This window comes from Brevundimonas sp. S1H14, from assembly GCF_047716865.1.
Taxonomy (GTDB): Bacteria; Pseudomonadota; Alphaproteobacteria; order Caulobacterales; family Caulobacteraceae; genus Brevundimonas; species Brevundimonas naejangsanensis.
This window is the reverse complement of sequence record NZ_CP136679.1, coordinates 454,953-467,930: the sequence shown is the minus strand read 5'-3', so window position 1 is coordinate 467,930 and position 12,978 is coordinate 454,953. Positions and strand designations below refer to the sequence as shown.

14 protein-coding genes are annotated in these 12,978 nt (G+C 68.7%); 4 read left to right on the top strand and 10 right to left on the bottom strand.

Annotation, left to right across the window (positions count from 1 at the left end; all coding sequences use genetic code 11):
• Nucleotides 1–19: 19 nt before the first annotated feature.
• The 5 genes from RSD66_RS02190 to prmC all read right to left on the bottom strand — a co-directional run bounded on the left by RSD66_RS02190 (nt 20) and on the right by prmC (nt 4,829).
• Nucleotides 20–424: a hypothetical protein gene (locus RSD66_RS02190; RefSeq protein WP_119412544.1), complete on the bottom strand. Its 405-nt coding sequence runs from the start codon at nt 422–424 to the stop codon at nt 20–22.
• A gap of 83 nt (nt 425–507) precedes the next feature.
• Nucleotides 508–1,245 carry a DUF4893 domain-containing protein gene (locus RSD66_RS02185; protein ID WP_415288826.1) on the bottom strand — a complete coding sequence of 246 codons (738 nt, stop codon included), beginning with the start codon at nt 1,243–1,245 and terminating at the stop codon, nt 508–510.
• 85 nt (nt 1,246–1,330) lie between these two features.
• Nucleotides 1,331–2,677: an ATP-binding protein gene (locus RSD66_RS02180; protein WP_415288825.1), complete on the bottom strand. Its 1,347-nt coding sequence runs from the start codon at nt 2,675–2,677 to the stop codon at nt 1,331–1,333.
• Nucleotides 2,678–2,758: 81 nt separating this feature from the next.
• Entirely contained in the window at nt 2,759–3,649 is an 891-nt protein-coding gene (locus RSD66_RS02175) for a DUF4167 domain-containing protein (protein ID WP_415288824.1), read from the bottom strand.
• Nucleotides 3,650–3,920: 271 nt separating this feature from the next.
• Nucleotides 3,921–4,829 carry a peptide chain release factor N(5)-glutamine methyltransferase gene (prmC, locus tag RSD66_RS02170; RefSeq protein ID WP_415288823.1) on the bottom strand — a complete coding sequence of 303 codons (909 nt, stop codon included), beginning with the start codon at nt 4,827–4,829 and terminating at the stop codon, nt 3,921–3,923.
• 78 nt (nt 4,830–4,907) lie between these two features.
• Between prmC and RSD66_RS02165 the strand changes: the two genes are divergently transcribed.
• Nucleotides 4,908–6,176: a YihY/virulence factor BrkB family protein gene (locus tag RSD66_RS02165; protein ID WP_415288822.1), complete on the top strand. Its 1,269-nt coding sequence runs from the start codon at nt 4,908–4,910 to the stop codon at nt 6,174–6,176.
• A gap of 10 nt (nt 6,177–6,186) precedes the next feature.
• On the opposite strand, the gene prfA is transcribed toward RSD66_RS02165, so the two are convergent.
• Nucleotides 6,187–7,254 carry a peptide chain release factor 1 gene (gene prfA, locus RSD66_RS02160; RefSeq protein WP_415288821.1) on the bottom strand — a complete coding sequence of 356 codons (1,068 nt, stop codon included), beginning with the start codon at nt 7,252–7,254 and terminating at the stop codon, nt 6,187–6,189.
• A 198-nt stretch (nt 7,255–7,452) separates the two neighbouring features.
• Here prfA and RSD66_RS02155 point away from each other — a divergent pair, with 198 nt between their 5' ends.
• The 3 genes from RSD66_RS02155 to RSD66_RS02145 all read left to right on the top strand — a co-directional run bounded on the left by RSD66_RS02155 (nt 7,453) and on the right by RSD66_RS02145 (nt 9,687).
• Nucleotides 7,453–8,070: a response regulator gene (locus RSD66_RS02155; protein WP_415288820.1), complete on the top strand. Its 618-nt coding sequence runs from the start codon at nt 7,453–7,455 to the stop codon at nt 8,068–8,070.
• Nucleotides 8,071–8,158: 88 nt separating this feature from the next.
• Complete coding sequence (locus tag RSD66_RS02150) at nt 8,159–8,929, top strand: sulfite exporter TauE/SafE family protein (RefSeq protein ID WP_024355168.1); 771 nt, start codon at nt 8,159–8,161, stop codon at nt 8,927–8,929.
• 65 nt (nt 8,930–8,994) lie between these two features.
• Nucleotides 8,995–9,687, top strand: a complete 693-nt coding sequence (locus RSD66_RS02145) for a hypothetical protein (RefSeq protein WP_415288819.1) — start codon at nt 8,995–8,997, stop codon at nt 9,685–9,687.
• 3 nt (nt 9,688–9,690) lie between these two features.
• Here the strand turns inward: RSD66_RS02145 and RSD66_RS02140 are convergent, their stop codons facing one another.
• From RSD66_RS02140 to RSD66_RS02125, 4 genes are all read right to left on the bottom strand, one after another.
• Nucleotides 9,691–10,287 (bottom strand): glutathione S-transferase N-terminal domain-containing protein, encoded by a 597-nt coding sequence (locus tag RSD66_RS02140; protein ID WP_119412535.1) that lies wholly within the window; start codon nt 10,285–10,287, stop codon nt 9,691–9,693.
• 16 nt (nt 10,288–10,303) lie between these two features.
• Nucleotides 10,304–10,606, bottom strand: coding sequence for a DUF333 domain-containing protein (locus tag RSD66_RS02135; protein ID WP_415288818.1), 303 nt, complete (start codon nt 10,604–10,606; stop codon nt 10,304–10,306).
• 20 nt (nt 10,607–10,626) lie between these two features.
• Nucleotides 10,627–11,763 carry a flavodoxin-dependent (E)-4-hydroxy-3-methylbut-2-enyl-diphosphate synthase gene (gene ispG, locus RSD66_RS02130; RefSeq protein WP_415288817.1) on the bottom strand — a complete coding sequence of 379 codons (1,137 nt, stop codon included), beginning with the start codon at nt 11,761–11,763 and terminating at the stop codon, nt 10,627–10,629.
• Between the two features lie 80 nt (nt 11,764–11,843).
• Nucleotides 11,844–12,974 (bottom strand): helix-turn-helix domain-containing protein, encoded by a 1,131-nt coding sequence (locus RSD66_RS02125; RefSeq protein ID WP_415288816.1) that lies wholly within the window; start codon nt 12,972–12,974, stop codon nt 11,844–11,846.
• Nucleotides 12,975–12,978: the final 4 nt, after the last annotated feature.

Genomic DNA, 12,978 nt, shown 5'->3' with positions numbered 1-12,978 from the left:
TTTCATCGCTACAACCGGATCAGCGCGCCGGCGGACGCTGGCCGGCTTCCAGGATCGGCATTCCGGCTTCGGTGGGGATGTAGATGGTCTGGCGGCCGTCCTTGCCGGCCGTCTCCTGCAGCATGTTGATATAGGACCAGCGCAGATAGGCCTCCGGCCCGCCAAGCGCCTCAGCCATGATGCGGTTGGCCTCATTGGCGCCCTTGGCGCGTTCGATCTCGGCGGCGGCGGTCAGCTTGGCCGAGTCCAGAGCGGCCTGGGCCTCCAGCACGCGGATGCGGCGGTTCTGCACCGCCTCCTCATAGGCCGCGCGGCCGGCCATCTGCTTGGAATAGACGTTGTAGGTCGGAAAGCCGATCAGCACGATCGCCAGGACGGCGACGATGCCGACGATGGATCCAAGGGTGAGGCCGACGCCGCGCATGGGCTTGTCCTGAAGCTAAAGCAAAAGAGACGCGCAAGGTGGCGGCGAGAGCCGCCTGCGGTCAAGCATCATGACGACGCCGATCAGCGTCGGCGCGTCGGCGTTGCGGCAGGGGCCGGAACCAGCTCCAGAATGTCGAGATTGGATTCATTGGCCGGCCAGGGCGTCACCAGCCGCCAGCGGCTTTCGCCGATTCGCTCCAGCACCGAGACCATGTCGCGTTCAGGCCGCTGGCCATAAGTGCGCGCGGCCGGTTCCGACGCCAGGGCCATCGAGCCGAGGAAGACCATTTCACGATCATTTTCAGGGAACAGCAGGCCCGCCTGGCGTTGCGAGCCGCTGAGCTTGGTCAGCTTCAGCCCCAGGGCGGTGTTCTCGATACGGCAGGCGAACCAGCCGTAGACGACATAACCCAGACCGCCATCGCCGCCCTGAGAGCCCAGCTTGACCGTCCGGCAGCGATAGGCGCCCTCAGGCGGAGTCACGCCCGCCCGCGTCGCGGCGGGGTCGATCAGATCGCCCAGCGACGCCAGGTCGCCCGAACCCGTCTGACGCCTGGACTGTTCCAAAGCCAACGACCAGGCGGCGACCCGGCGTTGATAACGATCACGATCGGCGGCGGTGATGACGCCGCGCCAGTCCGCCAGAACGGCGCCCGTCGGCGCATCCGGCGCGGCCGGAATGGAAGGGGGCGGCGGCGGGGGAGGCGGCGGCGGCGGCGGGGTCGTGGCGCAGGCGGCGAGCACAGCCGACAGCGACAGCGTGATCAAGCCGGTGCGGACATGGGCTGGCCGGCAGAAACGGATCGGCGAGCGCTGCATAGCGGGTTTCCCTTACGAACGGGATCGAAAGCCCCATTTCTCTAGGAAGCCGTCGCGGCCCTCCGCGTCAACCCTGAGCCGCGACTTATGACGCGGCGCGCATCGCGTGCGTTCCGCCGAGGGTGCGCGTCAACGCCTGCGCCAACCCCGCCACCGAGACCGGGCGGTGCAGCACCTCGGCCACGCCAGCGAGCCTGGAAACGCCGCAGTCCGAACTGACCGCCAGCACAGGGATGCAAGACGTCGTCCGGTCCCTGCCCAGTTCCTCCAGAAATGCCGCGCCCGCGTCAGCCGCCATATCCAGATCAAGCACGACGGCATCCGGGCGCAGGTCGCGCGCCATCGCGACGCCCTCGGCGGCGCAGCCGGCGACATGAAGCTGCAATCCGCCGAAATCCTGCACCAGACGCCGCATCAGGGCGACGGCGGCCTTGTCCTTCGCCACATAGAGGATGACGCCGTGCGGCAGACGCGCCAGTTCCGGCAACAGCCGATCCGCATTCGGCGCCGTATCCGCCGAAGCCCCTTCGGCGGAAGGCAGGCTGATGACGAAGGCGGCGCCCCGCCCCTCGGCGCTGAGCGCTTCAAGGCGTCCCTGCATGGCTTGGAGCCGTCTCCGGGCAGGGGCCAGTCCGGGCCACGGCGCGCGGGTCCCCTCTTCGCCCGCGACGGCGATGGCGTGGGCGGCGAGCGGCTGGAACAGGGTTTCAAGCTGAGCCGACGATAGACCGGGACCGTTATCGCGAACCGTCACCTGGAGCTCGCCGCCAAGACGGCGCGCCTGGATCGCCACAGAGCCGCCGGGGTCGCTGCGGCGTACCGCGCCCGCGATCACATCGGCGAAGACGCGCATCAGGCGTTCAGGATCCGCCATCGCGGTCAGCCCGGCCTGAGGCTCCGGCAGGACCAGCGACACCTTGGCCGCCTCTGCATCCTGCAGCAGGGGCAGACAGGCGCGGTGCGCCAGCAGCAGGGGATCGACGCGTTGAAGCTGGCCCGTCGCCGGCCGTTCGGCCTCGGCCAGTGCGCTCATGCCCTCCACCAGCGTCAGCAGGCGCGTCGCCGCTTCGCCGATGCGCTCGGCCGCCTGCCGTTGGCGATGGCTGAGCGGCTCGCCCCCTGCGTTCAGCCGCAGCAGATCCGAAAAGCCCAGCACGCCCTCCAGCGGCGTGCGCATCTGACGACTGACGACGCGGATCAGATCGGCATGTCGACGACGGCCCTGAAAGGCGTCTTCCTCGGCGCGCAGGCGCGCCGCATCGGACTGCGTCAGAGCGGCCTCGAGCTCGGCGACGCGGCGACGGGCGCCGTCCAGCTGGCCGTCATGAAGACGCTGGACCGCGCCGATGCGTCGATGCGCCCGGAAAGACAGCCGGACCCCGGCGACGCCTGTCGCCAGACAGAGGGCGACTACAAAGACGAATAATTCCATCAGCCTTCCTCCCAGAGCGGGAAGAGTGGCCATTAAAGGTTGTATTTGTCTGTAGGCGCAACCCTAACGGGTGAAACAGCCTCAGCCTTCTTCGTCCGGGGCGACTGCATCGGCCTTGCGGCGGGTGCGACGCTTGGGCGCGGGGGCCGATTCATCCTCGGCGGAGGCCGCTTCTTCGGCCGTGATCGGCCGCGTCAGAAAGCCCGGCAGGGCGGCGGCGTCATCGGTCGGTTGAGCCGCATCGTCCTCGGCCGCACGCGCACGTCGCGGAGCGCGAGGCGCGCGGGGGGCGCGCTCGACCGGCGCTTCTTCAACCACGGCAGGCGCGTCGGCGCTCTCTATCGGCTGGTCGTCGCCCGGGGCCGAATCTTCGCCAGAAGCTGCGGCGTCGCCTTCGCCTTCATTGTTCTCAAAGCGGCGGTTGCGCTCCTCACGCCGGCGCTCCCAGCGCTCCCGGCGCGTTTCGCGGCGGCCGCCCTCGCGGCTTTCGCCGTCAGCCCCGTTGTCTGATCCTTCGCGGTCACGGTCGCGGTTGGCCTCGCGCTCGGCTCGCTCCGCCTGGCGGCGCGCCTCATCTTCTACACGGCGCTCCTCGGCTTGCTGAGCGGCGATGATCGCGGCGGCCTGAGCGCCCGATTCGTCCTCGAAATCGATGTCGAACCCCTGGCCAGCCAGTTCGCGCTGGGCGATCTCGCTGACCGGGCGCTGCGGCTGAAGCGCGCGCAGGACGCGGAAATAGTGTTCGGCGTGCTGGGTGTAGTTCTCGGCTAGAACGCGGTCGCCCGCGGCCGCGGCGTCGCGCGCCAGCTGCATATAGCGTTCGTAGACGGTCTGGGCGTTGCCCCGGACCTTGATGTTCTCGGGACCTTGCGAATCCCATGAACGGTTCGGATTGGTGGCGTTGGCGTTATTGCCGCCGCCGGGCTTTCTGTTGCGTCCGCGCTGACGCTTCATGCCCTTGAAATCTCTCATCGGAGCTTACCGTGCTGGTGCGGGCCGCCGTCGAAGAAGACGGGCGGGACCCTGTTCGTCGTTCCGTTCGTTCGGGGCCTATCCCCGGTGCGAGCTGTTCGGAAAACCGTGCGTCCCCCGTGGTCCGCCGCGTCCGTCTGAGGGGCGCGACCGTCACTGGACCCAGACGCGCTTAAGCGAGCAAACCTGCCCGAAAAGGATGCGTTTGGATGGGAACAACACGGACTTAGCGCGCGGCGCGCCGCTTTCCAAGGGTTTTTATTGCCGCGCCCTACTGAACCGGGCCTTCGACCTCGGGGATGGGGCCGACGCGCGGGTCGGGGCCGTTGGTCACCACGCGGTCGCGGTCCGCCAGGTCCTTGACGATCTTGACGTCAGCGAAGCCCGCCGCCTCGAACAGGGCCTTGACCGCCTCGCCCTGATCCCAGCCGATCTCGACGGCGAAGACCCCTTCCGGGCGCAGGATGCGGGCGATCTCGGGCGCCAGGTCGCGATAGGGCTGCAGCCCGTCCGGACCGCCGTCCAGCGCCAGATGCGGGTCGTGCTCGCGCACTTCAGGGTCCAGGGCGGCGATGTCGCCGGTCGGGATATAGGGCGGGTTGGACACCACCAGATCGAAGCTGGCGTCGGCGAAGCCCGCCGCCCAGTCCGTGCGCATGAAGGTGCAGCGGTTGTTCAGGTCCAGATTGGCCGCGTTCTCACGCGCCACGGCGATGGCCTCGGTCGAGATGTCGGTGCCGACGCCGCGCGCGCCGCGCCGCTCGGCCAGCGCCGCCAGCAGGATGGCGCCCGACCCCGTGCCCAGGTCGGCCATTTCAAACGCCGCATAGGGCGGGAAGGCGCGGACGATGACGTCCACCACCGTCTCGGTGTCTGGGCGCGGGCTGAGCACGTCGGGGGTGACGTTCAGCATGATCTTCCAGAACCCCTTGCGGCCCAGGATGCGCGACACCGGCTCGCGGCGCAGGCGGCGGTCGACCATGGCGTCCAGCGCGTGGGTTTGCTCTTCGCTGAGGACGCGATAGGGATCGTTCAGGATGTCGACGCGCCCCGCCCCAGTGGCTGCTTCCAGCAGCAGGCGGGCGTCGATGGAGGGGCTGTCGACGCCGGCGGCCTTGAGGCGGGCCTGCGCGCCCTTCCAGGCGGTCAGCAGGGTCGGTTGGGTGTTCTGATCGGGCATTCCCGGTGATTGGGGTCTGCGGCGCGTGATTTCAAGACGGAACGGCATGGCAGCGTAGCCGTTGAGGGGCGAATGGGGATGAACGACCTGCTCAAATCGAACCGCCGCCGTTCCGGACGGCGCCCGTCCCGCCCCTCGGCGAAGGGCGCTGGCGGACTGTTGCGCTACCTGGCCGCTGCGGCCGGCGGACTGGCGACCGGGGCGACCGCGGCCCACCTGCTCTATACGCAGGGCTATCGCTTCGGCCTTGAGCTGCGGCCGCCGCGCCCGGAAGCCCTGCCCCCGCCCGATCCAACGCCCGAGGACTATGACGCCAAGGAGCCGGGACGCGGGCGTCTGGCCCAGCGGCCGTCGCAGATTCCACACAAGGGCTGGGTCGATATTCTGTGGCGCACGGTCATGGGCTATTTCGGCGACCGCGTCGGCTTCGTCGCCGGGGGCGTGACCTTCTTCATGCTGCTGGCCCTGTTCCCGACGCTAGGCGCCTTCGTCACCATCTATGGCCTGTTCGCCGATCCGGCCGACGCCTGGAGGCAGCTCAGCTTCCTCTATGAGGTGCTGCCCGCCAATGTGGCCCAGTTCCTGGGCGCTGAGATGACGCGGCTGGCGGGCAATTCGACCGGCCAGTTGACCTTCACCCTGGTCTGGACCCTGCTGCTGACGCTGTGGGCGGCCAACGGGGGCGTCAAGACGCTCTTCTACGGATTGAACCTCGCCTATCATGAGGTCGAGCGGCGCAACATCGTAGTCTACAACCTGATGTGCATGGGCTTCACCGTCTCGGCGATGGCGGCCGTGCTGCTGAGCTCGGCCCTGGTGGTCGGCGTGCCGGTGGTGCTGGCGGTCTTCGGGCTTCAGGACGAATGGGCCTATCTGGCGCCGCTGCGCTGGCCCCTGCTGTTCTTCGGCTATGTGGGGGCGCTGGCCCTGATCTATCGGCTGGGGCCGAGCCGGGCGCGGGCGCGCTGGCGCTGGCTGACGCCGGGCGCCCTGTTCGCGGCGATCATGAGCCTGCTGGTCTCCTTCCTGTTCAGCTGGTTCCTGACGAACTTCGTGCGCACCGATTCCTACGGCCCGCTGGCGGCGGCTATGGGTTTTCTGCTGTGGACCTGGTTCTCTGTGCAGGTGATCCTGATGGGCGCGCGCCTGAACGCCGAGATCGAACATCAGACGGCTCAGGACACCACCATCGGCGCTTCGCTGCCCATCGGCGAGCGAGGGGCGGTGATGGCCGATTCCGTCGGCGCCCGGCGCGGCAACCCCGCCGCCCTGACCTATACGCTGAAATACGCCGAGAGCCTGGGCGACCGGGTGCTGAAGCGAGGCGCCCGCAAGAAACGGCGCTGAAGTCGGCGCCTTAAGCGAACTCGGCTTCCAGATCGGCCAGGCGAGCGGCCTGATCCTCGGCGATCAGGGCGTCCAGCAAAGGGGCGAGGTCGCCTTCCAGAATCTGCGGCAGGCTGTGCAGGGTCAGGCCGATGCGGTGATCGGTCACGCGTCCTTGCGGGAAGTTGTAGGTGCGGATGCGCTCGGACCGGTCGCCCGAGCCGACCTGGGACTTGCGCGCGTCGGAACGGGCGGCGTCCTTGGCCTGACGTTGCATGTCGTACAGGCGGATGCGCAGGTTCTTCATCGCCTTGTCGCGGTTGACGTGCTGCGACTTCTCCGACGAGGTGGCGACAATGCCGGTGGGCAGGTGGGTGATGCGCACCGCCGAGTCGGTCTTATTGACGTGCTGGCCGCCCGAGCCGGACGCGCGGAAGGTGTCGATGCGGATATCCTTGTCGAGAATCTCGATCTCGACGTCCTCGACCTCGGGCAGGACGGCGACCGTCGCCGCCGAAGTGTGAATGCGACCGCCCGCCTCGGTCGTCGGCACGCGCTGGACGCGGTGGACCCCGCTTTCGAACTTCAGGCGGCCGAAGACGCCCTCGCCGCTGACGGTGGCGATGATTTCCTTGAAGCCGCCCGCGTCGCCCTCGGTCGCGCTGTCGATCTCGACCCGCCAGCCCCGCGTGGAGGCGTAGCGCGAATACATGCGGAACAGGTCGCCCGCGAACAGGGCCGCCTCGTCCCCGCCCGTGCCGGCGCGAACTTCCAGCACGGCCGAAGCGTTTTCATCGGCGTCGCGCGGCGCCAGCAGCAGGGCGACCTCGCGCTCCAGCTCCGGCAGGCGCTCGACCAGGGCGTCCAGTTCATCGGCGGCCAGGGCGGCCATTTCCGGGTCGGCGGCCATGGCCTTCAGGTCCTCGACCTCGGCGCGGGCGCGGGCCAGGGCCTGAACCGCATCGGCCACCGGCTTGAGCTCGGCGTGCTCTTTGGACAGGCGCACGATCTCGGCGCCGTCCGTGGCGGCGCCCATGCGGGCCTCTACCTGATGGAAGCGGTCGAGCACCTGATCGAGCCGGGCCTGGGGCAGTCGCAACGGCGTGTCCTTGCAGAGAAAAGCGAGGGCGGAGCCTTACCCGCGACGCCGCGCCCTGTCGATAAAAACGCCTCTACACGCGCTTATGGAGCGATTGTGAACAGCCGTCACAAGCCCGTCAGCCCGGTTTCTTCGCACCTGCAAACACCCTAGCTCCACCTTGGATTTATCGGGCTGAAACGGAATTGGAGACAGGGCATGACACATCAGAAGCCTCCCGAAGGGCTTTCGACGGGCATTACGCCGGGCGCCGATGTCGCGCGCCTGTGCGCGCTCTACGACGGGCTGCTGACGCCGGACGGCCCTTCCATAAGCCCCGCCGCCGAACAGGAATTGAAGGCCCTGGCCAAGATCTTCGATCTGGACGCCGAGCGGCCCGCCGCCGAACTGTGGCCCTATGTCCGCGCAGTCCTGGTGCGGCAGGCGCCGCCGGAAACAACGGCGTCCTCCGCGCCGGTCGAGCCCCGCACCGTCCTGTTGGTTGAGGACGACGCCGACGCCGCCGCCGACCTGACCGAGGCGCTGGACGCCGCCGGACATCGCGTGATCGGCCCTTTCCACAGCGCCGAAGCGGCTGAGGCGGCGACCGCCCTGCACGCCATCGACCTGGCCCTGCTGGACATCAATCTGTCGGGCGAGGCGACGGGAGTCGACCTGGCGCGCAAGCTGAAATCGCGGTGGGGCATGCCGGTCATCTTCCTGTCGGGCGACGTCACCGCGGCGGCCCGGAACGCCGAGCTGGCCGCCGCCATGGTGATCAAACCCTACAGCGGGCGCGACGTGCTGGACGCCATCGCCCGGCTGGAGGGCGCCTGACGCCCGAAAGGGGCGCCTTCGCGCAGGCCATTGCCAGACCGGCCGCGACCTGCGCCTGATGGTCCGTAATCCCCGGCTGAGGCGCTGAATGGAAACCTTCTTCCTGTTTCTGCTGGTCGGCGTCCTGGCCCAGGCGGTCGATGGGGCGCTCGGCATGGCCTATGGCGTCATCTCGTCATCCGTACTTCTGGCGCTGGGGGTGCCCCCGGCCACGGCATCGGCCAGCGTTCACGCCGCCGAAGTCTTCACCACCGCCGCCTCGGCTGGCAGCCACGCCTGGCACAAGAACGTCGAATGGCGGCTGATGGCGCCGCTGGCCGTCGCCGGGGTGATCGGCGGAGTGCTGGGCGCCTATGTGCTGACCGGGCTGGAAGCGGCCGTGATCAAGCCCTTCATCGTCGCCTATCTGGCCCTGATCGGTGTGTGGATTCTGTGGCGGGCCGGGCACGATATTCCCCACCGCCGCCTGCCGGCCTGGATCACCGGGCCGCTGGGACTGGTGGGCGGCTTTCTGGACGCGATCGGCGGCGGAGGCTGGGGGCCGACCGTCTCCTCGACCCTGGTCGGCGCCGGGCACGAGCCGCGCAAGGCCATCGGCACGGTCAACACGGCCGAGTTCTTCCTGACCGTCGCCATCTCGGCCACCTTCGTCTGGGCCCTGGTTACCGGCCATTGGGAAGAGGCGGGCGCCCTGCGCAATCACGCCGCCGCCGTGGGCGGGCTGGTCGTCGGCGGGCTGATCGCCGCGCCCTTCGCCGGCCTGATCGTCAAGAAGGTGCCGCGCAAGGTGCTGACCTATGCCGTCGGCGGGTTGCTGATCCTGCTGGCGGCCTTCCAGGGCTACCACCTGCTGACCTAACGCCGATCATTGACAGCGGGTCGCGCGGCTGGCCGACTGCCCCCTCGACAGGTCGGGGGCGACGAATGCGTGCTGGATTGATGATCATCTTCGCGGGAACGCTAGTGTGCGGCTGCGCCTCGACCCAGACGATCCCTCCGCACATCGAACAGATCGACCGGCCCGCCCTCGGCGCCGTCGTCGACATCGAACTGGGCGAGGCGGCGGTCGCGACAGGACGGCGTCGCAGCCTGCCGGGTCTGGCGCTGGCCAATGAGCTGAGCTGGGGCGATGGGGTGCTGCGAAAGCGCTTCACCGTCGCGCCCGGTCGGCTGGCTGGCCGCCAGAGCGACGCGCGCCACATCTATTATTTCTCAGACCGAATGACGGCCCGCGATCCGCTATTCGGAACGGCGCCCTACGCCTCCGGCTGGCTGTGCCGCGCCAAGGACGGCTCAGGCCCGGTGCGCGGCTTCATCACGCCGGGCCAGTGCGTCCTGACCTGGAACGCGACGCCTCAGGTACGCGACATCCGTATTGAGGAGACCGACGAGGGCGCGCGGCGACGCGAGCTGATCTACCACGGCCGCGCCGAAGGCAAGGTGCGCTTCCTTTATCGCGAGACAACCGGAGAAGGCGCGGACCAGACCCAGACCATAGACTACGACCTGGGCGACAGCGCGGTGATCGGCTTTCGCGGCGCGCGGCTGGAGGTTCTGGAAGCCGACAACACTCGTCTGCGCTACCGTCTTCTCGCCCCGTTCGACGCGGACGACTGAACCTCAGACCGGATAGGTGTCGATGAAGCTGGGCCGCGTCTCCAGAGCCGCCTGCAGGGCGACCAGGTTCGGGCGCCCGGTCTTCCAGTCATAGTCCGGGTGGCGGAAGCCGATCCAGGTGACGGCGACGCCCGCCGTCAACACGCCCATGTCCAGCGCCCCGGCGTCCGGCGCGGCGGCTTCCAGCGCATCGAGGGCGCGACCCATGTTGACGGTCCAGCGCTCGATCCAGGACGCCGAGCGCTCCTGTTCCGGCCGGCGCTTCTCCAGCACCAGTTTGACGCCCATCTCCAGCGCCGCGTTGCCCAGCGTCTCCAGCCGTTTCACGCGCAGACGCTCCGCGCCCTCGGCGGGCAGCAGGCGCAATCCGGAGCCCATCATGTCCAGATATTCGGCGATCACCGGGCTGTCGTTCAGCGGCAGGCCGTCCTCGGCGATCAGGGTCGGGACCTGAACCACCGGATTGGTCGACAGCAGCTCCGGCGCATTGCCATAGGGATCGACGACGATCTCCTCGATGCGGTCAGCCAGACCCTTCTCACGGGCGACGATGCGCACCTTGCGGGCGAAGGGCGAGGGAGTGGTGATGTAGAGCTTCATGCTTCAGCCGTCGAGATCAGGAATTTCGGTCCGCCATCGGCGTAGATGGAGGCGCCACGCAGCGCTTGTCGCGGAAGAGGGCCCATTCCTCACACTGGCGACCGTCGTCAAAGACGCAGACTCCGTATTCGCCGCCCTCGGCGTTGCGGCGGATATCCAGCCTCCCGCCTTCGCTGCGGCAATGGACAGAGGCGGGATTGGCCATGCCTATGGCCTGGGGCTTCGAAGGACCGGCTGTGTTCACCGGATCACAGGCCGCCGTCGTCAGCAGGATCGCCGCCCCGATCACGCTCTTCAGAACTGTCGTTTTCAGCATCATCCTCTCCCCTCCCGTGCGCCCTATTCCGCCGCCTTGCGAGCCGCGTCCAATTCGGCCGCCTTGGCTTCGACCTGGGCGACGATCTCGTCGATCATGCCGTCGTTGGCCTGTTTGTGGGCGATCTTGCCGTTCAGATAGACCATGCCCGCCCCCTTGCCGCCGCCGGTGAAACCGACGTCGGTATAGAGAGCCTCGCCCGGCCCGTTGACGACGCAGCCGATGATCGACAGCGACATGGCCGTCGAGATGTGCGCCAGTCGTTCTTCCAGGATCCCCACCGTCTCGATGACGTTGAAGCCCTGACGCGCGCAGGACGGGCAGGCGATGATGTTCACGCCCCGATGGCGCAGGCCCAGCGACTTCAGGATGTCGAAGCCGACCTTGATCTCCTCGACCGGATCGGCGGCCAGGGAGACGCGGATGGTGTCGCCGATGCCCGACCAAAGCATGTTCCCCATGCCGATGGCGGATTTAATCGTGCCGGTGCGCAGCGGGCCCGCCTCAGTCACGCCCAGGTGCAGGGGGCAGTCGATGGCGTCGGCCAGCTGCTGATAGGCGGCGACCGTCAGGAAGGGGTCGGACGCTTTCACCGAAATCTTGAACTCGTGGAAGTCGAGGTCCTGCAGGATGCGGGCGTGGTTCAGGGCGCTTTCCACCATCGCATCCGGACAGGGCTCGCCGTATTTTTCCAGCAGGTCCTTCTCCAGCGACCCGGCGTTGACGCCGATCCGCATGGAGCAGCCGTGGTCGCGGGCGGCCTGAACGACCTCCTTGACCCGGTCGATCGAGCCGATGTTTCCGGGGTTGATGCGCAGGCAGGCGGCGCCCGCCTGAGCCGCTTCTATCCCTCGGCGGTAATGGAAATGGATATCCGCCACCAGCGGCAGGCGGGCCTCGCGCGCAATGGTGCTGAAGGCCGCCGTCGACTCTTCGTCCGGGCAGGAGACGCGGACGATGTCGGCCCCGGCTTCTTCCAGCTGGCGGATCTGTTCCAGCGTCGCCGCCGCATCGGCGGTCGGCGTATTGGTCATCGACTGGACGCTGATCGGCGCGCCCCCGCCGACGGGAACGGAGCCGACCATGATCTGGCGGCTCTTGCGGCGCTCGATGTGGCGCCAGGGGCGGACGTGGCCGAGTTCGGAACTGTGGTCGCTCATGACGCCGTACACATAGGACAGGAAGGACGGCAAAACCACGACAGAGGACGAAAGATCGTCGTCGTAGTCAAAGGATCAGATCAGGCAGCGGGCGGCTGGGCGGCCGGCGCGGCGCCAGGCTGATACGGCTGCGGTCCCGGCGACGTCGTTGCGGCCGCCGCTGCAGCGGCCTGGGCGGCGCGGGCGCGCGCCTCGACGGCGGCGGCGGCGCGCGCCTCGGATTCACGCGCGGCCGCCTGAGCGCGATTGTTCAGCGTGCCCAGCGGCGACTGGGGCGCGGGCAGGACGCCGCCATGCTCGCCGTTCAGATAGATGTCGAACGCCTCCGGATCGGGCGTGTCGATGGTCGCCGACAGGCCGGGCGGCGCCCGCCAGGCCTCGCCCGCCGCCAACTGGCGCGCGAACAGGATGCGGCCGTCGCCCTGACGGATGACCAGGATGGCGGGCTTGCGGGCCTGAAGCGTGACCTGCGAAACCGTGGCCGAGGCGCCGTAGATGGCGCCGCGCGGGTTGAAGGCGGCCTGCACCGGCGGGGCGGGCGGCGGGGCGGCGTTGGGGTCGTCCGGGTCGATCCCGGTCAACTGGGCCTCCAGCCCCGGCGTGATGTACATGGCCGGCGTGGTCTGATCCGGCGGAGCGGCTCGGGGCGCGCCGAGGTAGAGGGCGCGGTCGCGCTGGCGGTCGGCCTGCTGAGCCCAGTCCTTGGGCACGGCGACCAGATCCGACGGGTGCGGCGCCTCGATGCGGTTCAGGCGCTGAAACACATTCCAGCCGATCACCACCGCCAGAAAGGCGCCGATGACGCCCAGGATCTTGGGCGAGTTCTGACGCATCTGCTGCAGGGCGGCGCCCGTCGGCGGCTGCAGCGGCACGGCCGCATCGGGATATTCCTGCTTGAACCGCTCGACCGCGTTCAGCTCGTCCAGTCCCAGGGCGCCGGCGTAGGCGCGCACATAGCCCATCGAGAAGATGCGCGACGGCAGGGCGGCGTACTCGGCCTGCTCCAGCGCTGTCAGGAAACGCGGATGCACCCGCGTCATGGTCGACAGCTGGGCCATCGACAGGCCCGACGCCAGGCGCGCGGCGCGCAGGGAGGCGCCCAGGGAATCATCCGAGGGATCTTCCGGCGCCGGCGGGGGCGTCGGCTCAGGGGTCTGATCCAGCGTCGCGTCGGCGTCGAAGTCGAACGCGGCTTGCCGATCCTGGTCCATAGGG

Excerpts from the sequence above, each read along its gene's own strand:
- RSD66_RS02175 (WP_415288824.1), bottom strand. The coding sequence starts at position 3,649 with ATGAGAGATTTCAAGGGCATGAAGCGTCAGCGCGGACGCAACAGAAAG.
- RSD66_RS02185 (WP_415288826.1), bottom strand. The coding sequence starts at position 1,245 with ATGCAGCGCTCGCCGATCCGTTTCTGCCGGCCAGCCCATGTCCGCACC.
- RSD66_RS02150 (WP_024355168.1), top strand. The coding sequence starts at position 8,159 with ATGGAAACCTTCTTCCTGTTTCTGCTGGTCGGCGTCCTGGCCCAGGCG.
- RSD66_RS02135 (WP_415288818.1), bottom strand. The coding sequence starts at position 10,606 with ATGATGCTGAAAACGACAGTTCTGAAGAGCGTGATCGGGGCGGCGATC.
- RSD66_RS02125 (WP_415288816.1), bottom strand. The coding sequence starts at position 12,974 with ATGGACCAGGATCGGCAAGCCGCGTTCGACTTCGACGCCGACGCGACG.
- RSD66_RS02140 (WP_119412535.1), bottom strand. The coding sequence starts at position 10,287 with ATGAAGCTCTACATCACCACTCCCTCGCCCTTCGCCCGCAAGGTGCGC.
- RSD66_RS02180 (WP_415288825.1), bottom strand. The coding sequence starts at position 2,677 with ATGGAATTATTCGTCTTTGTAGTCGCCCTCTGTCTGGCGACAGGCGTC.
- RSD66_RS02145 (WP_415288819.1), top strand. The coding sequence starts at position 8,995 with ATGCGTGCTGGATTGATGATCATCTTCGCGGGAACGCTAGTGTGCGGC.
- prmC (WP_415288823.1), bottom strand. The coding sequence starts at position 4,829 with ATGCCCGATCAGAACACCCAACCGACCCTGCTGACCGCCTGGAAGGGC.
- RSD66_RS02155 (WP_415288820.1), top strand. The coding sequence starts at position 7,453 with ATGACACATCAGAAGCCTCCCGAAGGGCTTTCGACGGGCATTACGCCG.
- ispG (WP_415288817.1), bottom strand. The coding sequence starts at position 11,763 with ATGAGCGACCACAGTTCCGAACTCGGCCACGTCCGCCCCTGGCGCCAC.
- RSD66_RS02165 (WP_415288822.1), top strand. The coding sequence starts at position 4,908 with ATGAACGACCTGCTCAAATCGAACCGCCGCCGTTCCGGACGGCGCCCG.
- RSD66_RS02190 (WP_119412544.1), bottom strand. The coding sequence starts at position 424 with ATGCGCGGCGTCGGCCTCACCCTTGGATCCATCGTCGGCATCGTCGCC.